This is a genomic window from Radiobacillus sp. PE A8.2 (assembly GCF_045635475.1).
Classification (GTDB): Bacteria; Bacillota; Bacilli; order Bacillales; family Amphibacillaceae; genus JBJGXI01.
The window spans coordinates 1-24,458 of the sequence record NZ_JBJGXI010000064.1 but is presented as its reverse complement, the minus strand read 5'-3'; the positions used below and the strand labels follow the sequence as shown (position 1 = coordinate 24,458).

Genomic DNA, 24,458 nt, shown 5'->3' with positions numbered 1-24,458 from the left:
TATTCAATCCCTGCTAGAAGGAAAGATGGACTTACAGGCGGGTATTGGTATTACAGGGCATTCCTATGGTGGATGTGCGGCCAGTCAAGTATGTTTAGATGATCCGAGATTTATTTGTGGAGTCAATATAGATGCGCCAACGTATGGGGATTATTGGGACAAGGATTTGAACAAGCCTTTCATGGTGATTGGCAGTAATATTATTGAATACCTTGCAAGGACTACATTCCTCAACAATTCCGAAGATGCGTACCTCATCACTATTTCAGATACGGAGCATTTAGATTTTACGGATTATATTTATTTTGCACGGCAATTAAAATTGTTAAAATTAATAGGAAATAGAGATATGAATATGGTAAGAGAGGCGTTAACGCAGTGCCATATTTCCTTCTTTGATCAATACTTAACAGGTGATACACATACTAGTATTTCTAATATTGAATTTGATGGTGTAAAAATGCGCAGCAGTATTAAAAGACCAGGTAATTTATCAAGTAGTATCGGTTGAAAATAATGAAAGGGCTTACTTACTTGTTTTAAAAAATAGGAGGAATTTATATATGTCTTACTTTTTAAAAAGTTTCCTTCCACAATTCGATGCAAATGCAGAATTGGGTGTATCAGAGCGTGATATAAAGGTACATTCGATGAGCAGAACGGCAGAAGAACCGTATCAACTTAGCTCAGAATCATTGGTTCAGGAAGGTGTACCACAAGGGTCTGTCACGAAATATACGTTTTCAAACAGCAAAATTTATCCGGGTACGGAGAGAAAGTATTGGGTATACGTCCCGAAGCAATATGACGGGACTCAACCAGCAAACGTAATGGTGTTCCAAGACGGAGCGATGTATGTAAGTCCTGAGGCAAATGTCCCAACTGTATTTGATAATTTAATTCATAAAGGTGAACTTCCGGTGACGATTGGTATATTTGTAAACCCAGGGGATAAAGGTCCTGGCTTACCATTATGGGGCGGAACGGACAACCGTAACCTAGAGTATGACGCATTAGATGACAGGTATGCTACATTCTTGGTCGAGGAATTAATTCCGGAAGTGGAAAAAGAATATATCATCACAACGGACCCTGAGGCTAGAGGAATTTGTGGAATTAGCTCAGGAGGTATATGTGCGTTTAATGTAGCGTGGCATCACCCAGATTATTTTAGAAAAGTAGTTAGCCACTGTGGAAGCTTTGTTAATATCCGAGGTGGAAATAACTACCCTTCTATCGTGCGTAGAGTAGCAGCGAAGCCGATCAGAGTATTTTTACAATCGGGTGAAAATGATCTTAATGTTGTATTTGGAAATTGGTTAATAGCGAATCAAGATATGGCCTCTGCGCTGGAGTACAGGAGATACGACTACAAATTCATTGTTGGAGAAGGTGGCCATTCGCTAAAACACGGGGCTGCTATATTTCCAGACACACTGCGCTGGTTATGGAGAGAATAATGAAAGCATAACAGTTTTTTGGAAAAGGGAACAACTATTACTGGAGGAATGAACAGTGGACTACAAGAAAGACCTAGAAGAAATATTCCCAAGTGACCGTATTACTACAAATGAAACAGTATTAACACAACATAGTAAAGATGAATCATATCATGAAACATCATTACCGCATATCGTTGTATTCCCCATAAATACTTTAGAGGTTAGTAAAGCGATGAAAATTGCTAACAAATATGAAGTCCCCGTAATCCCTTTTGGACTCGGTACGAGCCTAGAGGGGCATGTGATTCCATATGAAGGTGGCATAACGATTGATTTATCACTTATGAATAAAGTACTTGAAGTGAATGAAAAAGACTTTTTAATAAAAGTACAGCCTGGGGTTACTAGAACCCAATTGAATAAAGAGTTAAAAAAATATGGGTTGTTCTTTCCGGTTGATCCTGGTGCCGATGCTACTCTTGGTGGGATGGCCGCTACCAATGCAAGTGGTACGACCTCAGTTAGATATGGAATTATGCGAGACCAAGTAAGAGATCTAGAGGTAGTGTTGGCGGATGGCTCGATTATTCATTCGGGCGGTAGAGCGGCAAAGTCATCGTCAGGATATCACTTGAATTCTTTATTTGTTGGGTCAGAAGGGACACTCGGGATATTTACAGAATTAACAATAAAAGTTTACGGAATTCCAGAGCATTCACTTGCTGCAAGGGCAGTATTTCCAACGATTGAGGAAGTGGTGAGTGCAGTAAATTCCATTCTTCAGGCTGGGATACCTGTAGCCCGCTGTGAGTTAGTGGATGCAAGGTCAATTAAACAAGTAAATGACTTTAAAGGGACAGCATATCCTGAGAGTCCTACTTTGTTCTTAGAGTTTCATGGAAATGAAGCGGGACTAAAAGAGGATGTTGAATTTACGCAAGAGCTAGTGACGGATCAAGGTTGTCAGGAAATCATTTTTGAAACAGATTCAAAAGCAGTTGCAGAGCTGTGGGACGCGAGACACACTTTAGCCTATGCATTCACTCACGGAGCACCAAGTAAACAAATGATGGTGACAGATGTTTGTGTTCCGATGTCAGAATTAGCGGGAGCCATTATTAATGCAAGAGCAGCATTAGAAAAATCAGGAATAGATGGTGCATTGTTAGGTCATGTTGGTGATGGAAATTACCATGCATTAATTATGATAGATAAAGAGGATGAGGAAGATGTTCGCAGGGCTGTGGAATTTAATCAGCATATTGTTGAATATGCATTGTCTCGAGGAGGAACGTGTACAGGGGAACATGGTGTAGGAGTTGGGAAGAAAAAATACCAAAGACTCGAACACGGAGAGGCATACAATGTGATGGCAATGATAAAAAAATCATTAGATCCAAAATGTATTCTCAATCCAGATAAGATTATCGACAAATATTAAATGAATGAGTAGATTTAGATATTACTACAACAGAAAATCTAATAATCGAGGCTTCTCATTAGTTCAATGAATTTTTGAGAAGCCTCATTAAAATCTGTGGGTAAATTTCAGTCGCTACTTAACTAATTATGACGGATAGCAGGTTCCACTCGTAATCCTCTTCCTTTTAACCGGAATAAAATCCAAAATCTCCTCTGTCTCAAAACTGTCAATCAGTCAATTGAGCCAATTTTAAGCTTGTTAATGCAGCATGAAACATCCTAAACCGTGGGTTGGAAGAAGTACATAATTTATTAATTACATACTAAGATGCATGTGAACTGTAGGTCGAAGTCCGGACCGAACAGTATAATCTACGCCTGTGGAGTTAATGTAAGAGCTTTCTCGGTATAGTAAGGCAGTAGTCTGAAAAGCAGGAAAAGTTCTTTTGTGTTTTAAAAGATGCTCCATCGAAATCTGTGAGTGTGAGTTGATTCACCGAATAATGACTAATTAAATAAAGCAGTATGTATTAGATGCATATTATAGAAGCTCATTGGGATGATAATAAAAAATGGAGTTTATCTAATGCCTAACTATATTCCTTATTTGATTCTTACTATTATAAGTATAGCAATATTGATTACGGTAATTGTTAAAGAACGCCACTTTGGTATTATTGTTCTATTCCTGTCTTTCTCAGGAATGGTTTATGTAGCAGAGTTTTTTGTCATGATTATTGGAAACAGTTACGTTTATATTCCAGAAGTGCTTTCTGTACCATACTATGATCATACATTAGGGGCAATTGTCTCAAATCTATTTGTCATCCCTGCTTTAGGGGTGGTATTTGCAGTTTATCAACTTCGATTACGCTGGGCTATATTTTTTGCGGTAACGTTGGTAGGTGTATCGGGATTATTTGAGTGGCTACATATATATTATACGAACTGGTGGAGGAAGGAATATACGTTCCTTGCCGTATTGATTTTCTTTTCATTAACTAAATTTTGGATGCGCGTTCTTCAATCAGGTGCTAAATGGGCACATTTTCTATCATTGTGGATGCAAGCATGGAGTCTTGCTGGTACCGTTATGTTCATAATGTCCGTTGCTACGATACGCCATTATGAGATTGGATTCTTTGAAGATGTTTACCGTGACGACATTTTTGTTTTAGCGATTATCGGCATGATCAAAGGTCTTATTTTCACTTTAGGTATTGTACTTTTTCAAAAACTTCGTTGGCGCATACTTGCACCTATTTTGGTATATGGAGTTGATTTACCATTGTATTACTTCGGTATACTCGTGGTTGAAATTCCATTTTGGATTTATACAATCGTTTATCTCGTGCTGTCAACTCTTTTGCTATGGTGGACGAAGTATGCCTATGCCTATATTTCTAAAATTGCAAAATGATCGTAAGAAAACAGTAGTGTGAACCAACACATCTAATTTTTTGGTTGCAGGAAATTATAAAATATACTAAATGTGGATAACGTTAAGCATTAGCACTGCCAGCTCCGAGCGCCAGCGACTAGCGAGACTTCCCCTCACCTCATGACACGATAAGTCAACATCGGTTCACTTCGTTCACCGTGTTTCCTTTATCTCCTCGAAAATATAGAACAATTTTCTTCGTGCGAGGTAAAGCTTCGAAGCCTACTCTGGTCCTACGGTTCAGTCCAAATGTTTTCGGTGGGGCGAGTAATCGCAGTCCCAGTCCGTACGTCGCTAACCGGCGCTCTGCGCTTTTGTTCGTAAATTAATTATCATAATCTGGCGAAAGGTGCTACGGAACGCAATCGACTAAAAGACCCCTCAGGGCCATAAGTATAGAATTCTAGGGTGTCTAGCTCCCCAGCAACTAGCGAGATTTCCTTCACCTCCGTACAGGAGTAATGCAATTGTTTTCGGACCGCCAGGAATCTCGTTCCCAGTCCGTACGTTGCTAAGCGGGTACCCGGCACTTTTTGGGGAATATGTGATATCAATCACAGAAATATCTCCCCTTTTTTATTACTATTAAACAGAATGGATATAAATTATTAAATTATAATTATTATAAATTGATATAAATTATAATTTATGTTATTCTATTGGTAGATAATAAAGGAGGAGTTCTTAATGGCAAAAAATCAAGAGGTATTACATGAAGATAGTGTTTTAGCACATCGTCAACTCGTCAAGAAATTAAATAAGCAGCTGGCAAATTGGAATATTCTATACACAAAGCTTCATAACTATCATTGGTTTGTGAGTGGATCATTATTTTTCAGCCTCCACGAAAAATTTGAGGAATTGTATGATGAAGCGGCTGTTAATATTGATGAAATTGCAGAACGGATACTAACAATTGAGGCAAACCCAATTGCTACTTTAAAAGCGTATCTAGATGCAGCGTCTCTTAACGAGGCGTTAGGAAATGAAAAGCCAGAAGACATGGTACGTTCCGTAACGGAAGACTTTTCAATCATGATTCAAGAAGCAAAAGAAACGATTGAATTAGCAGAGAAAAATGAAGATGACGTAACAGCGGACATGTTTACCGAAATAAAGGCTAGTTTAGAAAAACATAATTGGATGCTTAAGGCGTACTTGAAATAACAAAAATACCTATCAGACTGATGATCTGATAGGTACCTTTTTGCATATAAGGGAAACCTACCAGAAAGCTGGTGCTTCCATTTTGTAATAAAATAGTTTAAATCGGACATATTCATGATAAACTTAACAATAGTTTAAGATATCATACAAGGGGTCCCATTATGCAATTATTTACTAGGCATTTTAAATTATCTAAACAATTATCGACGATTCACCTGGTCGTTTTATTTTATGTACTTGCAGTCGGTTTTTCCACGCTTTTATTAAGTATTCCATTATTCCACCGCCAAGGAATAAATTTATCGTTTATTGATATTTTATTTACGGCCATTAGTGCGATTAGTGTTACAGGCTTATCAGTTGTTTCCATAGCAGAGTCTTTTAATGCGGGTGGTTATATAGCCATCACCATTGTCCTGCAATTCGGTGGTATCGGTGTCATGACACTTGGGACGTTTATATATATTTTATTTGGAAAGAAAATTGGCCTTCGTGAACGGCAGTTAATTCGAATTGATCAAAACAGGACAACATTATCAGGATTAGTTCGCTTAATGTTAACAATATTAACGATTATTATCGCAATTGAATTTGTCGGCACAATCGTATTAGGGACCTATTTCCTTACTTATTACGACACCTGGCAGGAGGCCTTTCTTCATGGATTTTTTGGGGCTGTAAGTGCTACCACTAATGGTGGTTTTGATATTACGGGGAGTTCATTAATCCCATTTGCTGATGATTATTTTGTTCAATTTATTAATATGATCTTAATTGTGTTAGGGGCAATTGGATTCCCAGTATTAATAGAAGTGCAGGAATTGTTAAAAGGGATGTACAAGGATACGCATGAAAAGTATCGATTCTCCCTTTTTACGAAACTTACGACAGTTACCTTTTTGGGACTTGTCGTTGTCGGCGCTATCCTAATTTACCTACTAGAACGAAATCATTTTTTTGCTGACAAACTTTGGCATGAAACCTTTTTTTATAGTTTGTTCCAATCGGTTACTTCGAGAAGTGGTGGATTATCAACGATGGATGTTAGGGAGTTCTCGATGCCAACCTTGCTGCTTACTTCTGTCTTAATGTTTATTGGGGCATCACCAAGTAGTGTCGGCGGTGGAATAAGAACAACTACATTTGCGATTATGCTGTTAGCAATTTTCAACTATGCGAAGGGCAATTCAAGCATTAAAGTATTTGGTAGAGAAATTGATTCAGAAGATATTACAAGATCGTTTATTGTGATATCGACTGCCACCATGTTGGTAATGGCATCAATCATATTCTTAGCTATAACGGAAACTTCCCCGATTATCTATATCATCTTTGAAGTTTGTTCGGCATTTGGAACGACAGGGTTATCAATGGGTTTAACACCTGACTTAAGTACGCTTGGAAAACTCAACATTATGTTCTTAATGTTTGTAGGTAGAATTGGAATATTCTCGTTTCTATTTTTACTAAGAGGAAAGGAAACAAAGGATACGTTCCGTTATCCGAAAGAAAAAATAATTATTGGTTAACTTAGTCAATTTGTTCAAAAAGTTCCGTTTTAGCATCGAGAATATTGGATAAAGCTAGAAAAAGAGGACCGATTTTTCGGCCGAATCCAATATTCGACGTCGATAGGCTACTTGAGTAATCATTGTGATTAATTGGGACTTTGTGAACAACCTCTAATACTGATTTTTAGTTGTTCACAAACACATATAGTTGGATTAATCACTTTCCACACTTTTGAGAATGCTATGGAGAAGTGGAATGTAGTGTTGGGAATTGACTTTAGTTTAGAGAAAGGCTACCTCTATCTTTCTCTAAACTAAAATTATCAAAAATGTAGTTGTGACCGTAAAATATATGAAATTTAGATAAATTCCTTATTTTACCTAAATTTTCACTCTTTTCGTTTGCATTGCACTATCCCTTTTGTAGTATAGTTAAGATAGACGTTAATTCGCGTTTTTACGCTTTAAATAATTGGGAGGAGTATATAATTATATGACGCAGCAAACCTTTTTGTTCAACTCCAAGATTAGTAAAGTTCTATCGAATATCAATAAGGTAATGGTAGGAAAAGACGAACCAGCAACATTAAGCTTAGTAGCCATGTTAGCCGAAGGGCATGTTTTGATTGAAGATGTTCCTGGTGTTGGCAAAACGATGCTAGTTCGGGCGCTGGCAAAGTCATTGGATTGTGATTTTAAACGAATCCAGTTTACGCCTGATTTATTACCTTCCGATGTTACAGGTGTATCTATATACAATCCGAAAGAATTACAATTTGAGTTTCGTGGTGGTCCAATTCTAGGAAATATAGTGCTAGCAGATGAGATTAATAGAACGTCTCCCAAAACACAATCTTCATTATTAGAGGGAATGGAAGAGAAGAGCGTAACAGTTGATGGTAAAACAATCCCTTTAAACCAACCGTTCTTTGTAATGGCAACCCAAAACCCGATTGAATATGAAGGAACCTATCCACTTCCAGAAGCACAGTTAGATCGTTTCTTGCTTAAGTTAAGTATGGGTTATCCTACCCCAAAAGAAGAGTTAGAGATGCTAGGCAAGACTTCTAGGGAACATCCGATAAAATCAATCGATGCTGTAATGACAAAAGATGAATTAGTAGCTATTCAAAAGCAAGTTAAGGACGTATTCATGGATACAACAATCCAACAATATATTATAAATCTAGTAACCGCTACTAGGGCAAATGAATCTGTTTACCTTGGAGTAAGCCCGCGTGGATCGATCGCTTTAATGCGAGCAGCTAAAGCATACGCATTTATCCATGACCGTGATTATGTGTTACCTGATGATGTAAAATATTTAGCCCCATTTGTCTTGTCTCACCGTCTCATTCTAAATTCAGAAGCAAAATTTGAAGGCATTACAGCGCAAATGATCATAGGTGAAATATTGGAGAAAGTCTCAATCCCGGTTCGAAAGGAATATACTTAATGAAAGCTTCACTAAGTATAACAACAAAGCTCATAGGGGTTTTGATCCTGTTTGGAATCTTTTATTCTTATGCTATGTTTCAAGGTGGTTTTGTAAGCTGGTTTTTGTTTTATGGATTTCTACCTATATTAACTTATATGCTCCTTCTAGTGCTTTACCCGATCTCTAACTGGAAGATATCACGACACTTGTCTCATCATATTGTAACTGCTGGAGATGATGTGGTGGTAGACTTGCACATTGAGCGGAAATTTGCCTTTCCAATTGCCTATTGTATTGTCGAGGAAATTGTTCCAGAGTCATTAAACAAAAGAGATACGAAACGAAAAAAATATGAGCATTTGAACCAACCAGACCTCTGGGCAGAACGTAAGATTATCAAGCAATTGGTCTTGCCATGGTTCAAGCGCTCGCTTCACTTAAAGTATCATTTAAGACAAGTACCACGTGGCGAGCATTATTTAGGTGATGTTAGAATTCGAACAGGTGATTTTCTAGGGTTTATAAGAAAAGAACATGTGTACAATGTCTCTGATCTTATCTTAGTGTATCCTTACAAACGTGAAATGGTAATGAAAGAAAAAGTAAGTAGCTTCGATGAAGGAGCTTCACTTGCTTATAATGTGAACATGAGTAACACGAATGTTGTAACAGGTGTACGAGAATACATGCCTGGTGACAGATTTTCATGGATAGATTGGAAGACCACAGCGAGAAAGAATACTGTAATGACAAAAGAGTTTGAACAAGAAAAAAGTTCAAGCATTCTGATTGTCCTAGATGCGACTGAATTTACCGATTTAAATCCATTAGCATTTGAAGCGGGAGTTGAGCTAAGTGCCTCGTTAGTTGAGGCGTTGCGTAAGAAATCTAATCAACTTGGTTTCATTTCTGTAGCGAACAATTCTATTTACTTTCCATTCCATCATGATCCAAATAAAAAGGAACGGATTAATCAATTTTTAGCAGCAGTACAGCCGAGTGCCGGTTTTCCTTTTTCACAGTTATTAACGGCAGAGATGAAAAAGATGCCGCAGGGACTTGTTACAATTATTATTGTTACGCATCTTGATGAACAAACGAGATATGCATTGGACAAAGTAAGACAAAAAAGTAGACGAATCATTGTTTACCTCATAAAACCAGCCGCATCGTTCACAAATGAGGATAATCTAATGATTAAGAAGCTGTCTGTTGGTGAGATCAGTGTGCATGTACTAACAGAGGAGCAGCTAATTCAACAGAAATTTGAGGTGAGCATGTGATGAATAATGGCATTAAACCTCAGCACATTTTTCAGATATTGGTTTATTTCTGTGGATTTATTTTGTTTTGGGAGTGGTTAAGACCATTAGAGACGATTTCTGATACAGGGAATATAACAATCTTCGTGATCTTTACTGGATTTTGCTTTTTTCTTTCAATAGTAAATGCAAAATGGTGGATAGCATTTCCGTTAAAGCTGGCTGCAGTCGTCTTTATTATAGACGGGTTGTTTATTTTTGAACGGATGTTTAGTAAGCCTTGGTTTTCTTTATTAAACATGCACCTGCAGTACAATGCAGAAATGATTATTCAACAGCAATGGATCGAAATGACACCATTGTTTAGAAGTTTATTGTTCTTGTTCTTGTTATGGTTGATGAGCTATCTATTATACTATTGGTTTGTTGTTGCGAAACGGATCTTTTTATTCGTGTTGCTTACGTTTATTTATGTCACTGTTTTGGATACGTTTACGATGTATCAAGGGGACCAAGCAATAGTACGCACGTTTATTGTGTCATTAGTAGCGATGGGAGTCTCCAGCTTTTCGAAGGTGCTCGACAAGGAAGTTATCCCGCTAACAAGTTTAAAGCGGTTAGCGGCCTGGTTAATTCCATTGTCTGTAATGGTGTTATTTGCTACAGTTGTTGGGTTCGCTGCGCCAAAACAAGAGCCACAATGGCCAGATCCGGTCCCATTCATTCAAAGTACGGCATTAAATATGAATGGTGAAGGCGGAAGAGTACAAAAGGTCGGTTATGGAGAAGATGATTCGCGGTTGGGTGGCTCCTTTATCCAAGACGAAACACAGGTATTTCAAGCACTCGCCCAAGAAAATCATTATTGGCGTATTGAGACAAAGGATATTTATACGGGAAAAGGCTGGGAGCGGTCTACACCTGAAAATTATCAGCAGCAATTGAATGGGCAGATTAGTCTAGAAACATTTCATGGTGGTGTTGCTACTGAAGAACTGCAAGCTCAAATCAATTTTCGACCAGCTGGCTTTTTTTCAAAACTAGTTTATCCTTACGGAATTAGTAGTGTAGAAGGGGAATTTGAAGCACAATACTTTCTAGATGAAGGCTCGGAAGCTATAACAGTTGAAACGAGGGAAGGTGCAGGTAATAATCTAAATAACTATCAAGTTACTTATGATTATCCGTCCTTTTCAATTGATCAATTGATCGCATCTGGTGAAGGAGATCCAGAAGAAGTTGAAAGGCAATATTTGCAACTACCAGCTTCTTTACCTGACCGTGTACGAGAATTGGCAGAGGAAATCACAGCGGATGAAACGACACGATATGATAAGGTGAAAGCGGTAGAACGGTACTTTCGATTGAATGGCTTTGAATATGATACAACAGGTGTTGCCATTCCGGGTGAGGGTGAAGATTATGTTGATCAGTTTTTATTTGAAACGAAAGTCGGCTATTGTGACAACTTTTCTACATCAATGGTAGTACTGTTACGTTCATTGGATATTCCAACGCGCTGGGTAAAAGGATTTTCTTCTGGTGAATTAGTACAAAACGCTCAAACACCACCAGGGATGAATTTATATGAAGTGAAAAACTCCAATGCTCATTCATGGGTAGAGGTTTATTTCCCGAACAGTGGCTGGGTGCCATTTGAGCCAACACAAGGTTTTTCCAATCCAATTGATTTCTTTGAAGAAGAAGAGGAAACAGACACAGAAGTGCCGCCGGAATTAGAAGAAGAGCAAGAAGAGGAGTTAGATCAAGGAAATATACAGGATATAGATGAGGAAGAGGCTGGTGGCGGTGGTTCCAATCTCAATTCCTTTGAAGTACCCGTATGGAGTATAATCGCAGTCACTGCTTTCCTTATTGCAATTGCTGTAGTTTTATATATAACAAGGTACAGATGGATGACAACAATTCTTTCGCGTAAATATAAAAAACACGAAGGTGCGGAGAGCTTCGAGCATGCCTATCATTACTTGTTAAAAGTGTTAAATCATAAAGGTAACATACGTAGAGAAGGTCAAACATTACGCGAATTTGCTAGACAAGTCGATAGTCTCTACCAAACATCTGATATGTCTCGGATAACTTATTATTATGAGCGCATGCTTTACCGTAATGAGTTAGATCATGGAGATTGGAAGAAGCTAACAGAATTATGGGAAAATTTAATTAAGCAAGCATTGTATTGACCGACAATACTCACCTTGTTAGAATGATATAAATCTACTTATCCCTTCATATATACTCGAAAATATGGTTCGAGCGTTTCTACCGAGACACCGTAAACGTCTCGACTATGAAGGCAGGAGTTAGTCAGTACAGTACATGTATGTGATAATTTCTGCCTTCCGTTTTTTGGAGGGCAGTTTTTTTATAGGTTGGCTCTTTTTGTAAAGATTGGTGTTTTTTATTTCATCTTTGAAGTAAAATCCGACGTAGTGCATAGGTGCTCACTGATCTTACATGTGCACCGCTCCGTCCCTACACTTTGCTTTCCGCGGGGTGCTAGTGAGCCTCCTCGAACTGCGTTCTGCGGGGTCTCACTTACGCCACTAGTCCCGCAGGAGTCAAAGTGTAGGGACTACGCTTCATAACTGTATTGCTCTTTACGTCGGGTGATTGGAGCTCCAGGCAGTCGACTCCAGCGGGAAAAGCGCGAGCTGAAGATCCACTCAGAAGCGCTCTTTGCTTCTGAGTTAGCTGAAGCCGTGCCCGCGGAAAGCGACTGCCTGGAGCGGAAATCACGAGCACTACGTTACGACGGAGTTTAGCTATTTTGCGAAAAACAACAATCTTTTGAAAAAAGCCTATAGGTTAAAATAATCCTAAGGAGTTGAAAGCCATGCACAATGAATTTATTTTAGTTTTAGATTTTGGCAGTCAATATAACCAGTTGATTACGAGAAGAATCCGAGAGTTTGGCGTTTTTAGTGAGTTACACCCACATACGTTGACAGCGGAAGAAATCAAAGCGATGAATCCTACTGGAATCATTCTTTCCGGTGGACCAAATAGCGTCTATGATGACAATAGCTTTCGCTGTGATCAGGAAATTTTTGATTTGAATATTCCTGTTTTAGGCATCTGTTATGGAATGCAATTGATGACACATCACTTTGGTGGAGAAGTGCGTCGTGCTAAAGAAAGGGAATATGGAAAAGCTGACATTAATGTAACAGGGGATTCGCTATTATTTCATGATACGCCAACAATACAAACAGTTTGGATGAGTCATAGTGACAAAATTATTGAACCGCCTGCAAGTTTTTCGATAGATGCAACTAGCTTATCGACACCAGTTGCTGCGATGAGTGATAAACAGAAAAAGATGTACGGGGTACAGTTCCATCCAGAGGTAAGAAATACGGAGTACGGAAATCAACTGTTGAAGCAATTCGTTTTTGATGCCTGTAATTGCACAGGTGATTGGTCGATGGCAAACTTTGTTGAGGAAGAGATTGAAAAAATCAGAAACAAGGTTGGTAACAAAAAAGTATTGTGTGCATTAAGTGGCGGTGTCGATTCATCTGTTGTTGCTGCATTAATACATAAAGCGATAGGAGACCAGTTAACGTGCATTTTCGTTGACCATGGCTTACTACGTAAAAATGAAGCAGACGCAGTAATGGAAACATTCCGTGATGAGTTCCAAATGAATATTATTAAAGTTGATGCTAAGGACAGATTTTTAACAAAGCTTAAAGGAATCTCGGATCCAGAACAAAAAAGAAAAATCATTGGAAACGAATTTATTTATGTGTTCGATGATGAAGCGGACAAGCTAAAGGATATTGATTATTTAGCGCAAGGAACTCTTTATACGGACATTGTTGAAAGTGGAACAGCGACAGCACAAACGATTAAATCGCACCACAATGTCGGCGGCTTACCAGAGGATATGCAGTTTGAATTGATTGAGCCGTTAAATACGTTGTTTAAGGATGAAGTGAGGAAGCTAGGAACTGAACTTGGTGTTCCGGATGAAATCGTCTGGAGACAGCCGTTCCCTGGTCCTGGTCTTGGCATCCGCGTACTTGGCGAAGTGACAGAAGAGAAACTTGAAATTGTCCGTGAGTCAGATGCTATTTTACGCGATGAAATTAAAAAAGCTGGATTGGATCGTGACATTTGGCAGTATTTCACAGTTTTACCTGATATCCGAAGTGTTGGTGTCATGGGTGATGCCCGGACGTATGATTATTCTATTGGTATCCGTGCTGTAACTTCGATCGATGGGATGACGTCAGATTGGGCGAGAATTCCTTGGGACGTATTAGAAAAAATCTCGACGCGGATTGTGAACGAAGTCGAGCATATTAATCGAGTGCTGTATGATGTAACGAGTAAGCCACCTGCGACGATTGAGTGGGAGTAATGACAGCGAAACACTACGCCTAGGTATACCTAGGTGTGGCGCTTTGTTTGTATTTAATAATGGGCTATCGCTTTTTACACTTTATATTAAATCTAACGAGAGATCGATGGCTTATTTTGAAGAAAAAAATGCCAGATGGATCAATGTGCAATCCTCAGTTCAAGACCTTGATAAAACAAAGGTGGGATTTAAGTGAAAAAATATGCTCTTGTTGCCAAAATAACTTAAGCATAAAGTATCTGCTTAAACAAAAAGGATTCACTAGGCCTGTTCGTAATGTTTGGACAACACGAAGGGTTTAGAAGGCATCCTTTCCTTTTGTTCAGAGTACTTAGATGTCTATACACGAACGTTAGAAAATATAATAAAGAAAATATTCGTTTTTTAGTTGACTAGCTATTGTTTCCTTAGTATGATAAATACTAGCTTAATAAAAACAGACACCGCTGTATAATTTTGGGGATATGGCCCATGAGTTTCTACCGGACTACCGTAAATGGTCTGACTACGCTGGTAATTACACTATTATTCTATTTTTCTTTTCTTTTAGTTAATTACTTGAATAGTCATGTGGTAGCACTCTAGGTTTCCCTAAGAGTGTTTTTTGTATGGCGAAATATGGGGAGGAAATTATTCATGAAAAAGTTTTTCCAGTTTGAAGAGCTCGGCACCAATTATCGTACAGAGTTTGTTGCCGGTCTTACTACGTTCTTATCTATGGCTTATATTTTATTTGTTAACCCGAACACACTATCTGCAGATGGAGCAACTGGTATGGATTGGGGTGCTGTATTTACAGCCACAGCGCTTGCTGCAGCAGTCGGTTCTTTAATTATGGGCCTGCTTGCTAAATATCCGGTCGCTTTGGCTCCTGGAATGGGACTCAACGCATTTTTTGCTTACACCGTTGTACTTGGTAATGGTGTGCCTTGGGAAACAGCACTAGCTGGTGTATTAGTTTCTGGACTTATTTTTATCGTTCTTACGATCTCAGGTATTCGTGAAATTATTATTAATGCAATTCCACAAAGCCTAAAAATGGCTGTTGGTGCTGGGATTGGTTTGTTTATCGCTTTTATTGGTTTTCAAAATGCAGGAATTGTTGTAGGCAATGATGCAACAATGGTTGCTTTAGGAGATTTAACTTCTGCTCCTGTAGCACTTGCAATCTTAGGTATTGTTGTTACTGTCATTTTCCTTGCACTGGGTATTAAAGGCGGAGTATTCTACGGTATCGTTATTACAGCTATTGTTGGGATGATTTTCAACTTAGTGCCACTTCCGACAGAAATTTGGAGTGCTCCACCAAGCCTTGCACCAACATTTGGTCAAGCCTTCCTTCATTTCGGTGATGTATTTACTGGTCCAATGATCGGTGTTATTTTAACGTTCTTATTCGTCGATTTCTTTGATACTGCAGGTACACTAGTTGCGGTTGCAACAAAAGCAGGTTTAATGAAAGACAACAAGCTTCCTAAAGCTGGAAAAGCATTGTTTGCCGACTCTGCTGCAACTGTTGTTGGTGCTACATTAGGTACATCTACAACGACTTCTTACATTGAGTCTGGTACAGGAGTAAGTGCAGGTGGACGTTCCGGTTTAACAGCAGTATTTACAGCAGGATTCTTTCTGCTTGCATTGTTCTTCTCACCATTATTAAGCGTTGTTACGGAAGAAGTAACTGCTCCTGCATTGATTATTGTTGGAATCATGATGGCTTCGACACTTAAAGATATCGAGTGGGATCAATTTGAAATTGCTGCTCCTGCGTTCTTAACGGTTATTATGATGCCTCTTGCTTATAGCATTGCAACTGGTATTGCGGTTGGTTTTATCTTCTATCCAATAACAATGATCGTAAAAGGAAAAGCGAAAGAAATTCATCCAATTATGTGGTTCTTGTTCGTAGTCTTTATTGCATATCTAGGATTTTTAGCATAAACGAAAAAAGCTTTGACCAGGTGAGATGGTCAAGGCTTTCTTTTTTTACATACAAGAATAATAGATTGATTGAAATAAATAACTTGAAAAAACTACACTACTGTGTCAAAGTAGATAATTGAAAGCGTAAGATTAATTGAATAGCTAGTTTTTATTGTGGGGGGACCGGTGATGCCGGTTGAGATCGTATCCGTAAGATGCAGACCCTTAGAACCTGATCTGGCTAAAACCAGCGTAGGGAACATATGACAAACATTGACGTTTATAATATGCGCCCTAGGGATAACCTAGGGCGTTTTTGATTGGTTAAAAGTACGGATAATATTCCGATTAGCCATAGCCAATGCTTATGTTCCAGCGCACCAACGCTTATCAAACAGATACTTAGGGAGGAATAACATTGAAGAAGTGGTTATTGGCTTTACTCACGCTGGCACTAGTTGCTGGCTGTAACGCAGAAACTGAGGAATCCAACGGAAATGATGGTCAACAGGAGCAGACGGAATTAACGGAAGTTACGATGGTATTGGATTGGACACCAAATACTAATCATACTGGATTATATGTAGCACAAGAGAAAGGATATTTTGAAGAACAAGGCTTAGATGTAGAAATTGTTTTACCAGGAGAATCTGGAGCTAGCCAGGTTGTAGCTTCTGGGCAAGCGGATTTTGGTATTGGTGCACAAGAAGGTATAACAGAAGCTCGTGTTCAGGATATTCCGATCGTTTCGATTGGTGCAATCATTCAACATAATACATCTGGATTTGCGGCACCAGCAGACAGAGGCATCACTTCACCAGCTGATTTTGAAGGCAAAACATATGGTGGCTGGGGTGCACCGGTGGAACAAGCGGTAATTGATTCATTAATGAAACAAGAAGATGCGAATGTAGATGAAGTAGAAATTGTTAATATGGGTAACAGTGATTTCTTCACAGCAGTAGAACGTGGCGATATTGATTTCGCATGGATTTACTATGCATGGACTGGAGTAGAAGCAGAGCTTCGTGACATGGAGTTAGATATGCTTTACTTAACAGATTATACAGATAAGCTCGATTATTACACACCTGTCATTATTACGAATGAAGATAAAATTGCAGAAGATCCAGACACGGTAAAAGCATTTATGGCAGCTGTATCGAAAGGCTATCAATACGCCATTGATAACCCAGCTGAAGCGGCGGATATTTTAACTGCAGCTGTTCCAGATTTAGATGCTGAGTTAGTAAAAGCAAGCCAAGAATGGTTATCACCAAAATACCAAGATGATGCTGAACAATGGGGCATTCAAACAGAAGAGGTATGGGAAAACTATGCAAGCTGGATGTATGATAACGGGTTGTTAGAAGAAGAATTAGATGTAGAAAATGCATTTACAAACGAATTTCTACCAGAATAAGGGGTGATATTTTATGGCAAATTCACTAGTAAGTATCCAAATTATACCGAAAACAAAAAATGGTGAGGACGTTATTCCTTATGTGGACGCGGCGATTGCAGTAATTGAAGAAGCTGGCGTCAAATATGAGGTGCACCCGCTAGAAACAACGATGGAGGGCGAGTTGTCAGAGTTGCTGGCAATCGTTGAGAAAATGAATCAAAAAATGGTCGAGATTGGCAGCCCGAGCATTATTTCTCAAATAAAAGTGCTGTATAAACCAGATGGTGCATCGATGGATAAACTAACGGAGAAATACAGAGGATGAGGACGATTTTTAAAAAAGGATGGCGACCAGTATTGGTCATCATCCTTTTACTCATAACATGGGAAGCGAGTAGTCGCCTGTTTGAAATCCCATCTTGGCTACTACCTGCTCCAACCGAAATTGTGCAAGAGGGGATTGCAGGCTGGTCTAACTATAATCATCATATTTTGTCTACGATTCGGTTAACGGTTATTGGCTTTAGTATCGGCTGCAGTGTCGGGATCATTGTTGCGGTTGCTTTGCACCTAATGCCTACTGTAAGAGAAGCGTTTTACCCATTGATGATTTTATCGCAAAACATACCGATTATTGTGCTCGCTCCTTTACTTGTCATTTGGTTTGGCTTCGGTATGATGCCAAAAATTATTGTCATTACACTTGTTTGTTTTTTCCCAATTGCGGTGTCAGCGATGGAAGGTTTCAGACAAACGAGTCACGAACTGATGCACTATATGCAAATGGCTGGTGCAACAAAACGTCAAATCTTTTTTAAGTTGGAATTACCACATGCGCTTCCGTCACTGTTTTCCGGATTGAAAATATCGGCAACATATAGTGTCATGGGTGCGGTTATTTCTGAATGGCTCGGAGCGAATCAAGGAATCGGTGTCTACATGACACTAGCGTCGTCCTCGTTTCGAACGGATCGTGTTTTCGTCGCAATTGTAATCATTATGGCACTTTGTTTAGTATTTTTCTCACTAATTATTGGACTAGAAAAGCTATTAATTAAGTGGCGGCCAAAAGGAGAGGCGGAACGATCATGAGTCAACTCGTTGTAGATAAAATTACTAAATCCTTTGATAACAAGCTCGTATTAGACAACATTTCCTTTACGGTTGAAGATGGCGAATTTGTCTCCTTGCTCGGTCCGTCCGGTAGTGGAAAAAGCACGTTGTTCCATTTAATTGGTGGCATGTATGTGCCTGATGCTGGTGAATTTTATTTAGATGACGAAAAAATTACTGGTAAAAGAGGTTCGATCAGCTATACACCGCAAAGTCCGTCATTGTTTCCGTGGCGTTCAGTACTAAAAAATGTGCTGCTTGGAGCAGAGATCTCTGGAAAAACTGATGAAGCGCAAGCGCTCGCTATGCTGGAAAAAGCGGGATTAAGTGGCTATGAGCATGCGTATCCGCATCAGCTTTCTGGGGGGATGAGGCAAAGAGTTGCCTTTGTCCGCAGTTTACTCAGCCCGCAATCGTTTATTTGCCTTGATGAGCCGTTTTCTGCACTAGATGAATTTACGAGATTAGAAATGCAAAGATGGCTACTCTCCATTTGGGAAGCAAATCGACGCTCAGTTTTATTTGTCACACATAATATCGAAGAGGCCATTTATTTATCAGATCGAATTATTGTGTTATCTAGCAATCCAGCATCTGTTAAACGGGAATTCAAAATTCCATTCGCGCGACCGCGTGACGAATCGCTGCTGTTAACCGAAGAATTTTTACAATGGAAGAAGGAAATATACGGAGAGTTGCGTGTACTGCAATGAAGGTAATTGATGCGCACATTCACTTGGACTTGTATAAGGATGATGAACGAAGGGCCATATTGGATAAGTTGGAAGAAGATCATGTAGAAGCACTACTGTGCGTCTCCAATCATTTAGATTCTGCAAAAGAGAATCTTCGGCTTAGCTTGGAAGATTTTCGTGTAAAACCGGCATTCGGCTATCATCCCGAACAGCCGTTACCTAGTGCTGAGCAGATCGATGAATTATTTAATTTTATTGAGGATCATCAGGACAAAATGGTAGCTGTAGGTGAAGTCGGGTTACCTTACTATTCAAGACAGGAAAATCCTGAGTTGAATATGGACGGTTATATAGAATTGTTGGAAAAGTTCATCCTGTTGGCAGCTCGATTGGACAAACCGATTGTTTTGCATGCTGTATATGGGGATGCCCCGGTTGTGTGCGACCTGTTAGAAAAGCATGGGGTGAAGCGAGCACACTTTCATTGGTTTAAAGGGGATGTGAATACCGTGCACCGGATGATGGAAAATGGTTATTTTATTTCCATTACGCCGGATTGTCTGTATGAAGCAGAGATACAGCAATTGGTTACGAGGTATCCGTTGGCGCAAATGATGATCGAAACTGACGGACCATGGCCGTTTGAGGGACCATTTGCCGATCAAATGACTCATCCAAAAATGATGCACGACACAGTGGGGAAGATTGCTGAGTTAAAAAAATGCCGGTTAATCAAGTTTATGAGCAATTGTATGAGAATACAGTGAATTTTTATCGATTGGATTAGGGAGAAGCTATGACCCAGTGAGTGGGTTGTAGCTTTTTGGGTTTGGGGAGGTGTGATTATGGTGGGGGACAGTGGCGCTGGTGGGTCTGGTGGGGCGATTGCACCACAGTTTCGAGTTATTGCACCGTTTGGAGGGATAATTGCACCAAAGGGACGAGTTATTGCACCACACCACCGGATAATTGCACCACAAGCCGAGATTATTGCACCAAACGTCGATATTGGGGAGTTGATCGAGTAAGAGTTGTCCCGAACGAGTAAGAGTCCCCCGAACTGAAGGAAGATATACTAGATCAGCAGCTGAACGAGTAAGAGTAGCCCTGAACTGGAGGAAGATATACTAGATCAGTCGTTGAACGAGTAAGAGATGCCCTGAACTGGAGTAGGATTTACTAGATCAATCGCTGAACGAGTAAGAGTTCCCCCGAACTGAAGGAAAACATACTAGATCAACAGAAACTGATTCCAAGATTGGTATTTTTGTAGATTAGAAGGTGACGCTGGTGGGACGATTGCACCACAGTTTGGAATTATTGCACCACTAAAAGGGATAATTGCACCATACGGACGAGTTATTGCACCACACCACCGGATAATTGCACCACAACTCGAGATTATTGCACCAAACCACCATGCCCAGCAGTTCCCCAAGAGTAAAGTAAGACACACTAGATCCCAACACACCGCCACAACAACAAACATTAACTTCAACTTAAAACTTCCGCTCACCGATCGTTTCAACAAAAGCGCGTACTTGTGGTAAATCCATGGCCATTTGTGGGACGCATAGCCATGTATGGCGTTCCAGATGCTTGTCATCCACGATTAGTGGTGTGAATGAAAACTGGTCGCGGCTCAAATCTTGTAATGCGATTTCGGGTAATACAGCCATGCCAACACCGTGCGCCATTAACTGTTTGCACGTTTCTATTTGATCAACTTGTATCGATTGTGAGAAGCTGACATCGCTATGTTCTAAAAACCATTGATTCACGAGCTGTTGAAATCCAGGATCACTCTTGAATTCTATTAGCGGTCGTTGATTCTCCGTTGCATCAGAACGCTTTTTATCTACTAAATATAAGCGGTCTGAAAATAGGTGCGTACAGTGCTGATTAGCTGATTTATCACCACGAATAATCGATACGTGAAAATTGTCCGAGGTGTTTCGGATGTACTGGCTTAAACCGATTTGTAACTGGATTTTTACTTCAGGATACTGGGATACATAGCTTTGCAAAACTGCTGGCAACACGTATTGTCCGACTACGGAAGATACGCCTAAAGAAAGGGTCCCGCTAACTTTTTTTGAAATCCTTGAGATATTTTCCTTTGCCCGTTCTTCCTCTTTTATAATCCTCTCTGCAAATCTCAAAATTTCCTCTCCAACCGGAGTAACCATTAGCCGTTTATGAGAACGGATGAAAATTTGTTCATTCCATTGTGACTCGATTTGTTTTAACCGTTGGCTTAAAGCCGGCTGGGATATCAGCAAGGATCTTGACGCACCACGAATCGTGCCACTTTCCTTTAAAGCAATCAATAACTGATAGTCATCTATTTTCATATACTCGCCTCAATCTATAAATATTACTTATCAAACTTGATAGAAAATAAGTATTATGCTTATCATCTTACATTATATATACTTTGTTTAGTGAAATAAATGGGGAGATGACATAAATATGGATTTTCATGATAACAAAAATAAAATGACATATGTGACAAGAGAAGCTGATGCGAGCTGGCATAACAGGATGAAGGAAATCCTCGATATAAGGACCATAAAAAATGCGGCTGATATCGGATGCGGTGGAGGTATTTATTCAAAAGCTCTTATTGATTTAGGAGTAGAGAATGTAACGGCAATTGACTCCTCACACTCGATGCTTGAGGGTGCGAGGGAAAACTGCCAGCATTATAAAGCTATCTCCTTTCAATCAGGAACGGCGGAGAAAACGAGGATGGAATCAAATAGTGTCGATTATGTGTTAGAAAGGGCATTAATTCACCATATCAAAGACCTACTTCCTAGTTTTTTAGAAGCATATCGAATTTTAAATAATCAGGGTGTATTGTTGATCCAGGACCGAACACCAGCAGATTGTTTGCTACCAGGTGGAAGTAATCATATTCGGGGGTATATTTTTGAAATGTTTCCACAATTAGCTGCGATCGAACAGAAACGACGACATCATGAAACAGATGTGAAAGTAAAGCTTGAAGAAGCCGATTTTAAAAATGTGCAAATCATGAAGCTCTGGGAAACGAGAAAACGATATCCAACAAAACAACAGTTGCTTATGGAAATTATGCAAAGGACGGGGAAATCGATTTTGCATGAACTAACAGACCTCGAGCTATCACAATTAACCCAATATATTGACGAACGATTAGCTGACTATAATGGAGTAATCGAAGAAAAGGACTGCTGGACCATTTGGACAGCGGAGAAATAATCGACTAGGTAAAAACGATTTTGACAATCTGGAAAATGAGAAATATCAAAAGGAGCAACCAACATGTGGAAAAAATACAGAAATCAAAAAGAATTAAACTTACATAGTGGCTATTTTTTATGTGAATTTGGCCGGGCCATGTATTTTGTCGTCATCTCATGGTTGCTTTTTGAGTTAACGAACGATCCTTTGCAAACAGGTGTCTTAGTTAGCTTGGGATTCATCCCTGGATTGTTACTAAATCTAGTGTTTGGAGTAATAGTAGATCGCTTTAATCGTAAAAAGCTGGCTGTTAGTGCGATTGCGATAATGGCTACTACCATGACACTGTTATACATCTCGATTGTATACCAGTTTGTAACACCAGCAATTATTTTTGCGGTTCATATGATTGTCCAGCTTATGGGTTCATTATTTAGACCGTCCATCCAAGCGTTTATTGCGGAGGTTTTTGAAAAAGTAGAACTGCCACGGATTTATTCAAAGGTTAGTGCCGCTTCGACAGTGGGTGGACTCGTTGGAGCATCCCTTGGTGGTGTGATGATCGGTTTATTTTCTGAAGGGGTTTCCATTCTTGTTGTGTCCTGTTCATTATATTTAGCAGTACTCATGCTCGCTTTCGTGAAAGCAACTATGCCAATAAAAACTACGATTACAAAAAATAGCGCTTTTTCTGATTTGGTGGATGGGTTTCATTATTTAAAAAACAATCAAGTTTTATACAGTTTATTTGGTACGATGTTTATCGGTCAGCTTGTTTTTCATTCTAGTATTGGTTTTTTATCCGTATATACCGTTGAACATCTTGGTCAAGAAGCGGCTGTTTATGGCTTCCTAGACGCTACCATTTCGCTGGGTGGGATCCTAGCAGGTGTGCTCGGGGCATGGTGGTGGAGTAAAAATAAAAACTATTTGTCGATACGATCGTTTTTTATCGTATTTGCGGGTTTACTTGTTTTTATACTGACTGATTATCTTCCTTTTATATTCATTGGTGCTTTTCTTGTTGGGATTGGTACAACATGGATTCGGATTTTATTGCAATCGGTACAATTAATTGCAACAGATGGCAATTACCACGGGCGGATGGCGAGCTACCGGATTCTCTGTAACCAAGGATCGGTCGTGATTAGTGGACCTATTTTGGGATTAATAGCTGCAAATTATGGCAGTCAATATGTTTATGGCGCGTTATTATGTCCAGTCGCGATTGGTGTTTTTTTGTCAATCAAACAATCCAAACAACCAGTCTTTAAAGAAATCACGAGCAAGGCTGCTTAGGTATTAATAGAGAGTGATTTTCTTGTAAAATCACTCTTTCCCAAACGGGGGAACTCTCCCGAAGTTGATAACTAAAAACAAACCCTGCTCATTTTCAAAAATTAATGCTCTTCTAAATCGATAATCTCCGTTCTATGCTTTTGACCATCTGATTTGACTAAGCGGTGTAATCGTAATACGAGTAAGCCATATTGATAAGAAGCATCTACTTTATCATGGCGTACCGGGTAGGGTAGCTCAACCTTTCTTTCAAACACACCTTGTAAAATCTCTTCTTTTATCACTTGACCTCCGGAATGGTTAATATCAATCATGCCTCTTAACTCTAACGTTGCATAATCAACAAAAACGTCAACTTTATTAATATTACGGACGCCCGGTAAATTAACGTAGCAGACCAATTCATTATCATATTTATATAAGTTGATTTGTGGTAGCGGGGGCTTTAGTACGTCGTCAAACTCTTTCCAGAAGTTTTGCCCGAAAAATGTATCCATATTTTTTTTCCAGTCATTCATATTTTGAAAGGGATCCATCTGTTCCACTCCTTCTATTATAGATAAGAAAGTATATAAATTTGTACCCGTGTCTAGCTCCGAGCGCCAGAAACTACGCGACTTCACGAATCGCCTTACGATAAGTCATCATTGATTTAAATTTTAGGGAAAGTCGACTAAGAGCGGACTTGTCGTCCAACGTCGACATACCCCCTATGCGGGGGT

22 protein-coding genes and 3 riboswitches are annotated in these 24,458 nt (G+C 39.4%); of the genes, 19 read left to right on the top strand and 3 right to left on the bottom strand.

Features of this window, described 5'->3' with window-relative positions; all coding sequences use genetic code 11:
• The 17 genes from ACI6MV_RS22765 to ACI6MV_RS22685 form a co-directional block, all read left to right on the top strand.
• Positions 1-511: alpha/beta hydrolase (locus tag ACI6MV_RS22765; RefSeq protein WP_483880223.1), on the top strand; the 511-nt coding region annotated here is incomplete at its 5' end.
• Positions 512-563: 52 nt separating this feature from the next.
• Positions 564-1,460, top strand: coding sequence for an alpha/beta hydrolase (locus ACI6MV_RS22760; protein WP_407272631.1), 897 nt, complete (start codon positions 564-566; stop codon positions 1,458-1,460).
• Between the two features lie 55 nt (positions 1,461-1,515).
• Positions 1,516-2,883, top strand: a complete 1,368-nt coding sequence (locus ACI6MV_RS22755; RefSeq protein ID WP_407272630.1) for an FAD-binding oxidoreductase — start codon at positions 1,516-1,518, stop codon at positions 2,881-2,883.
• Between the two features lie 567 nt (positions 2,884-3,450).
• The gene (locus ACI6MV_RS22750; protein ID WP_407272629.1) at positions 3,451-4,284 is read left to right on the top strand and encodes a hypothetical protein; all 834 of its coding nucleotides are present in this window, start codon (positions 3,451-3,453) and stop codon (positions 4,282-4,284) included.
• 708 nt (positions 4,285-4,992) lie between these two features.
• Positions 4,993-5,472 carry a Dps family protein gene (locus ACI6MV_RS22745; RefSeq protein ID WP_407272628.1) on the top strand — a complete coding sequence of 160 codons (480 nt, stop codon included), beginning with the start codon at positions 4,993-4,995 and terminating at the stop codon, positions 5,470-5,472.
• Between the two features lie 161 nt (positions 5,473-5,633).
• Complete coding sequence (locus tag ACI6MV_RS22740; RefSeq protein WP_407272627.1) at positions 5,634-7,001, top strand: TrkH family potassium uptake protein; 1,368 nt, start codon at positions 5,634-5,636, stop codon at positions 6,999-7,001.
• A 475-nt stretch (positions 7,002-7,476) separates the two neighbouring features.
• Entirely contained in the window at positions 7,477-8,439 is a 963-nt protein-coding gene (locus ACI6MV_RS22735) for an AAA family ATPase (RefSeq protein ID WP_407272626.1), read from the top strand.
• Between the two features lie 74 nt (positions 8,440-8,513).
• Entirely contained in the window at positions 8,514-9,704 is a 1,191-nt protein-coding gene (locus ACI6MV_RS22730) for a DUF58 domain-containing protein (protein WP_407272625.1), read from the top strand.
• Positions 9,704-11,887 carry a DUF4129 domain-containing transglutaminase family protein gene (locus tag ACI6MV_RS22725; RefSeq protein ID WP_407272624.1) on the top strand — a complete coding sequence of 728 codons (2,184 nt, stop codon included), beginning with the start codon at positions 9,704-9,706 and terminating at the stop codon, positions 11,885-11,887. The genes ACI6MV_RS22730 and ACI6MV_RS22725 overlap by 1 nt, the downstream gene beginning before the upstream one ends.
• 26 nt (positions 11,888-11,913) lie before the next feature.
• A riboswitch (purine riboswitch) is annotated at positions 11,914-12,015 on the top strand.
• 525 nt (positions 12,016-12,540) lie between these two features.
• Positions 12,541-14,073: a glutamine-hydrolyzing GMP synthase gene (gene guaA, locus ACI6MV_RS22720; protein ID WP_407272623.1), complete on the top strand. Its 1,533-nt coding sequence runs from the start codon at positions 12,541-12,543 to the stop codon at positions 14,071-14,073.
• A gap of 426 nt (positions 14,074-14,499) precedes the next feature.
• Positions 14,500-14,601: riboswitch (purine riboswitch) on the top strand.
• A 108-nt stretch (positions 14,602-14,709) separates the two neighbouring features.
• Entirely contained in the window at positions 14,710-16,014 is a 1,305-nt protein-coding gene (locus ACI6MV_RS22715; RefSeq protein WP_407272622.1) for an NCS2 family permease, read from the top strand.
• Positions 16,015-16,162: 148 nt separating this feature from the next.
• A riboswitch (TPP riboswitch) is annotated at positions 16,163-16,272 on the top strand.
• Positions 16,273-16,414: 142 nt separating this feature from the next.
• Entirely contained in the window at positions 16,415-17,419 is a 1,005-nt protein-coding gene (locus ACI6MV_RS22710) for an ABC transporter substrate-binding protein (protein WP_407272621.1), read from the top strand.
• A gap of 13 nt (positions 17,420-17,432) precedes the next feature.
• Entirely contained in the window at positions 17,433-17,726 is a 294-nt protein-coding gene (locus ACI6MV_RS22705) for a thiamine-binding protein (protein ID WP_407272620.1), read from the top strand.
• On the top strand, positions 17,723-18,493 hold the full coding sequence (locus ACI6MV_RS22700) for an ABC transporter permease (protein WP_407272619.1): 771 nt from the start codon (positions 17,723-17,725) through the stop codon (positions 18,491-18,493). Before ACI6MV_RS22705 ends, ACI6MV_RS22700 begins: the two co-directional genes overlap by 4 nt.
• Positions 18,490-19,227: an ABC transporter ATP-binding protein gene (locus ACI6MV_RS22695; RefSeq protein ID WP_407272618.1), complete on the top strand. Its 738-nt coding sequence runs from the start codon at positions 18,490-18,492 to the stop codon at positions 19,225-19,227. Before ACI6MV_RS22700 ends, ACI6MV_RS22695 begins: the two co-directional genes overlap by 4 nt.
• Positions 19,224-19,976, top strand: coding sequence for a TatD family hydrolase (locus ACI6MV_RS22690; RefSeq protein WP_407272617.1), 753 nt, complete (start codon positions 19,224-19,226; stop codon positions 19,974-19,976). Before ACI6MV_RS22695 ends, ACI6MV_RS22690 begins: the two co-directional genes overlap by 4 nt.
• Before the next feature lie 78 nt (positions 19,977-20,054).
• A complete protein-coding gene (locus ACI6MV_RS22685) occupies positions 20,055-20,237 on the top strand; it encodes a hypothetical protein (protein WP_407272616.1) in 183 nt (60 codons plus the stop codon).
• Between the two features lie 203 nt (positions 20,238-20,440).
• Here ACI6MV_RS22685 and ACI6MV_RS22680 read toward each other — a convergent pair whose 3' ends face one another.
• Together ACI6MV_RS22680 and ACI6MV_RS22675 are read right to left on the bottom strand one after the other, a co-directional pair.
• A complete protein-coding gene (locus ACI6MV_RS22680; RefSeq protein ID WP_407272615.1) occupies positions 20,441-20,647 on the bottom strand; it encodes a hypothetical protein in 207 nt (68 codons plus the stop codon).
• A 61-nt stretch (positions 20,648-20,708) separates the two neighbouring features.
• The gene (locus ACI6MV_RS22675; RefSeq protein WP_407272614.1) at positions 20,709-21,563 is read right to left on the bottom strand and encodes a LysR family transcriptional regulator; all 855 of its coding nucleotides are present in this window, start codon (positions 21,561-21,563) and stop codon (positions 20,709-20,711) included.
• A gap of 112 nt (positions 21,564-21,675) precedes the next feature.
• Here ACI6MV_RS22675 and ACI6MV_RS22670 point away from each other — a divergent pair, with 112 nt between their 5' ends.
• Both ACI6MV_RS22670 and ACI6MV_RS22665 read left to right on the top strand, forming a co-directional pair.
• The gene (locus ACI6MV_RS22670) at positions 21,676-22,455 is read left to right on the top strand and encodes a class I SAM-dependent methyltransferase (protein ID WP_407272632.1); all 780 of its coding nucleotides are present in this window, start codon (positions 21,676-21,678) and stop codon (positions 22,453-22,455) included.
• Between the two features lie 63 nt (positions 22,456-22,518).
• Positions 22,519-23,736, top strand: a complete 1,218-nt coding sequence (locus tag ACI6MV_RS22665) for an MFS transporter (RefSeq protein ID WP_407272613.1) — start codon at positions 22,519-22,521, stop codon at positions 23,734-23,736.
• Positions 23,737-23,837: 101 nt separating this feature from the next.
• On the opposite strand, the gene ACI6MV_RS22660 is transcribed toward ACI6MV_RS22665, so the two are convergent.
• Positions 23,838-24,272 carry an Hsp20/alpha crystallin family protein gene (locus ACI6MV_RS22660; RefSeq protein WP_407272612.1) on the bottom strand — a complete coding sequence of 145 codons (435 nt, stop codon included), beginning with the start codon at positions 24,270-24,272 and terminating at the stop codon, positions 23,838-23,840.
• Positions 24,273-24,458 lie beyond the last annotated feature (186 nt).

Coding starts and splice junctions, on each gene's coding strand:
- ACI6MV_RS22660 (WP_407272612.1), bottom strand. CDS start 24,272: ATGGATCCCTTTCAAAATATGAATGACTGGAAAAAAAATATGGATACA.
- ACI6MV_RS22705 (WP_407272620.1), top strand. CDS start 17,433: ATGGCAAATTCACTAGTAAGTATCCAAATTATACCGAAAACAAAAAAT.
- ACI6MV_RS22690 (WP_407272617.1), top strand. CDS start 19,224: ATGAAGGTAATTGATGCGCACATTCACTTGGACTTGTATAAGGATGAT.
- ACI6MV_RS22695 (WP_407272618.1), top strand. CDS start 18,490: ATGAGTCAACTCGTTGTAGATAAAATTACTAAATCCTTTGATAACAAG.
- ACI6MV_RS22760 (WP_407272631.1), top strand. CDS start 564: ATGTCTTACTTTTTAAAAAGTTTCCTTCCACAATTCGATGCAAATGCA.
- ACI6MV_RS22725 (WP_407272624.1), top strand. CDS start 9,704: ATGAATAATGGCATTAAACCTCAGCACATTTTTCAGATATTGGTTTAT.
- ACI6MV_RS22745 (WP_407272628.1), top strand. CDS start 4,993: ATGGCAAAAAATCAAGAGGTATTACATGAAGATAGTGTTTTAGCACAT.
- ACI6MV_RS22730 (WP_407272625.1), top strand. CDS start 8,514: ATGTTTCAAGGTGGTTTTGTAAGCTGGTTTTTGTTTTATGGATTTCTA.
- ACI6MV_RS22735 (WP_407272626.1), top strand. CDS start 7,477: ATGACGCAGCAAACCTTTTTGTTCAACTCCAAGATTAGTAAAGTTCTA.
- ACI6MV_RS22700 (WP_407272619.1), top strand. CDS start 17,723: ATGAGGACGATTTTTAAAAAAGGATGGCGACCAGTATTGGTCATCATC.
- ACI6MV_RS22740 (WP_407272627.1), top strand. CDS start 5,634: ATGCAATTATTTACTAGGCATTTTAAATTATCTAAACAATTATCGACG.
- ACI6MV_RS22665 (WP_407272613.1), top strand. CDS start 22,519: ATGTGGAAAAAATACAGAAATCAAAAAGAATTAAACTTACATAGTGGC.
- ACI6MV_RS22750 (WP_407272629.1), top strand. CDS start 3,451: ATGCCTAACTATATTCCTTATTTGATTCTTACTATTATAAGTATAGCA.
- ACI6MV_RS22685 (WP_407272616.1), top strand. CDS start 20,055: ATGGTGGGGGACAGTGGCGCTGGTGGGTCTGGTGGGGCGATTGCACCA.
- ACI6MV_RS22715 (WP_407272622.1), top strand. CDS start 14,710: ATGAAAAAGTTTTTCCAGTTTGAAGAGCTCGGCACCAATTATCGTACA.
- guaA (WP_407272623.1), top strand. CDS start 12,541: ATGCACAATGAATTTATTTTAGTTTTAGATTTTGGCAGTCAATATAAC.
- ACI6MV_RS22675 (WP_407272614.1), bottom strand. CDS start 21,563: ATGAAAATAGATGACTATCAGTTATTGATTGCTTTAAAGGAAAGTGGC.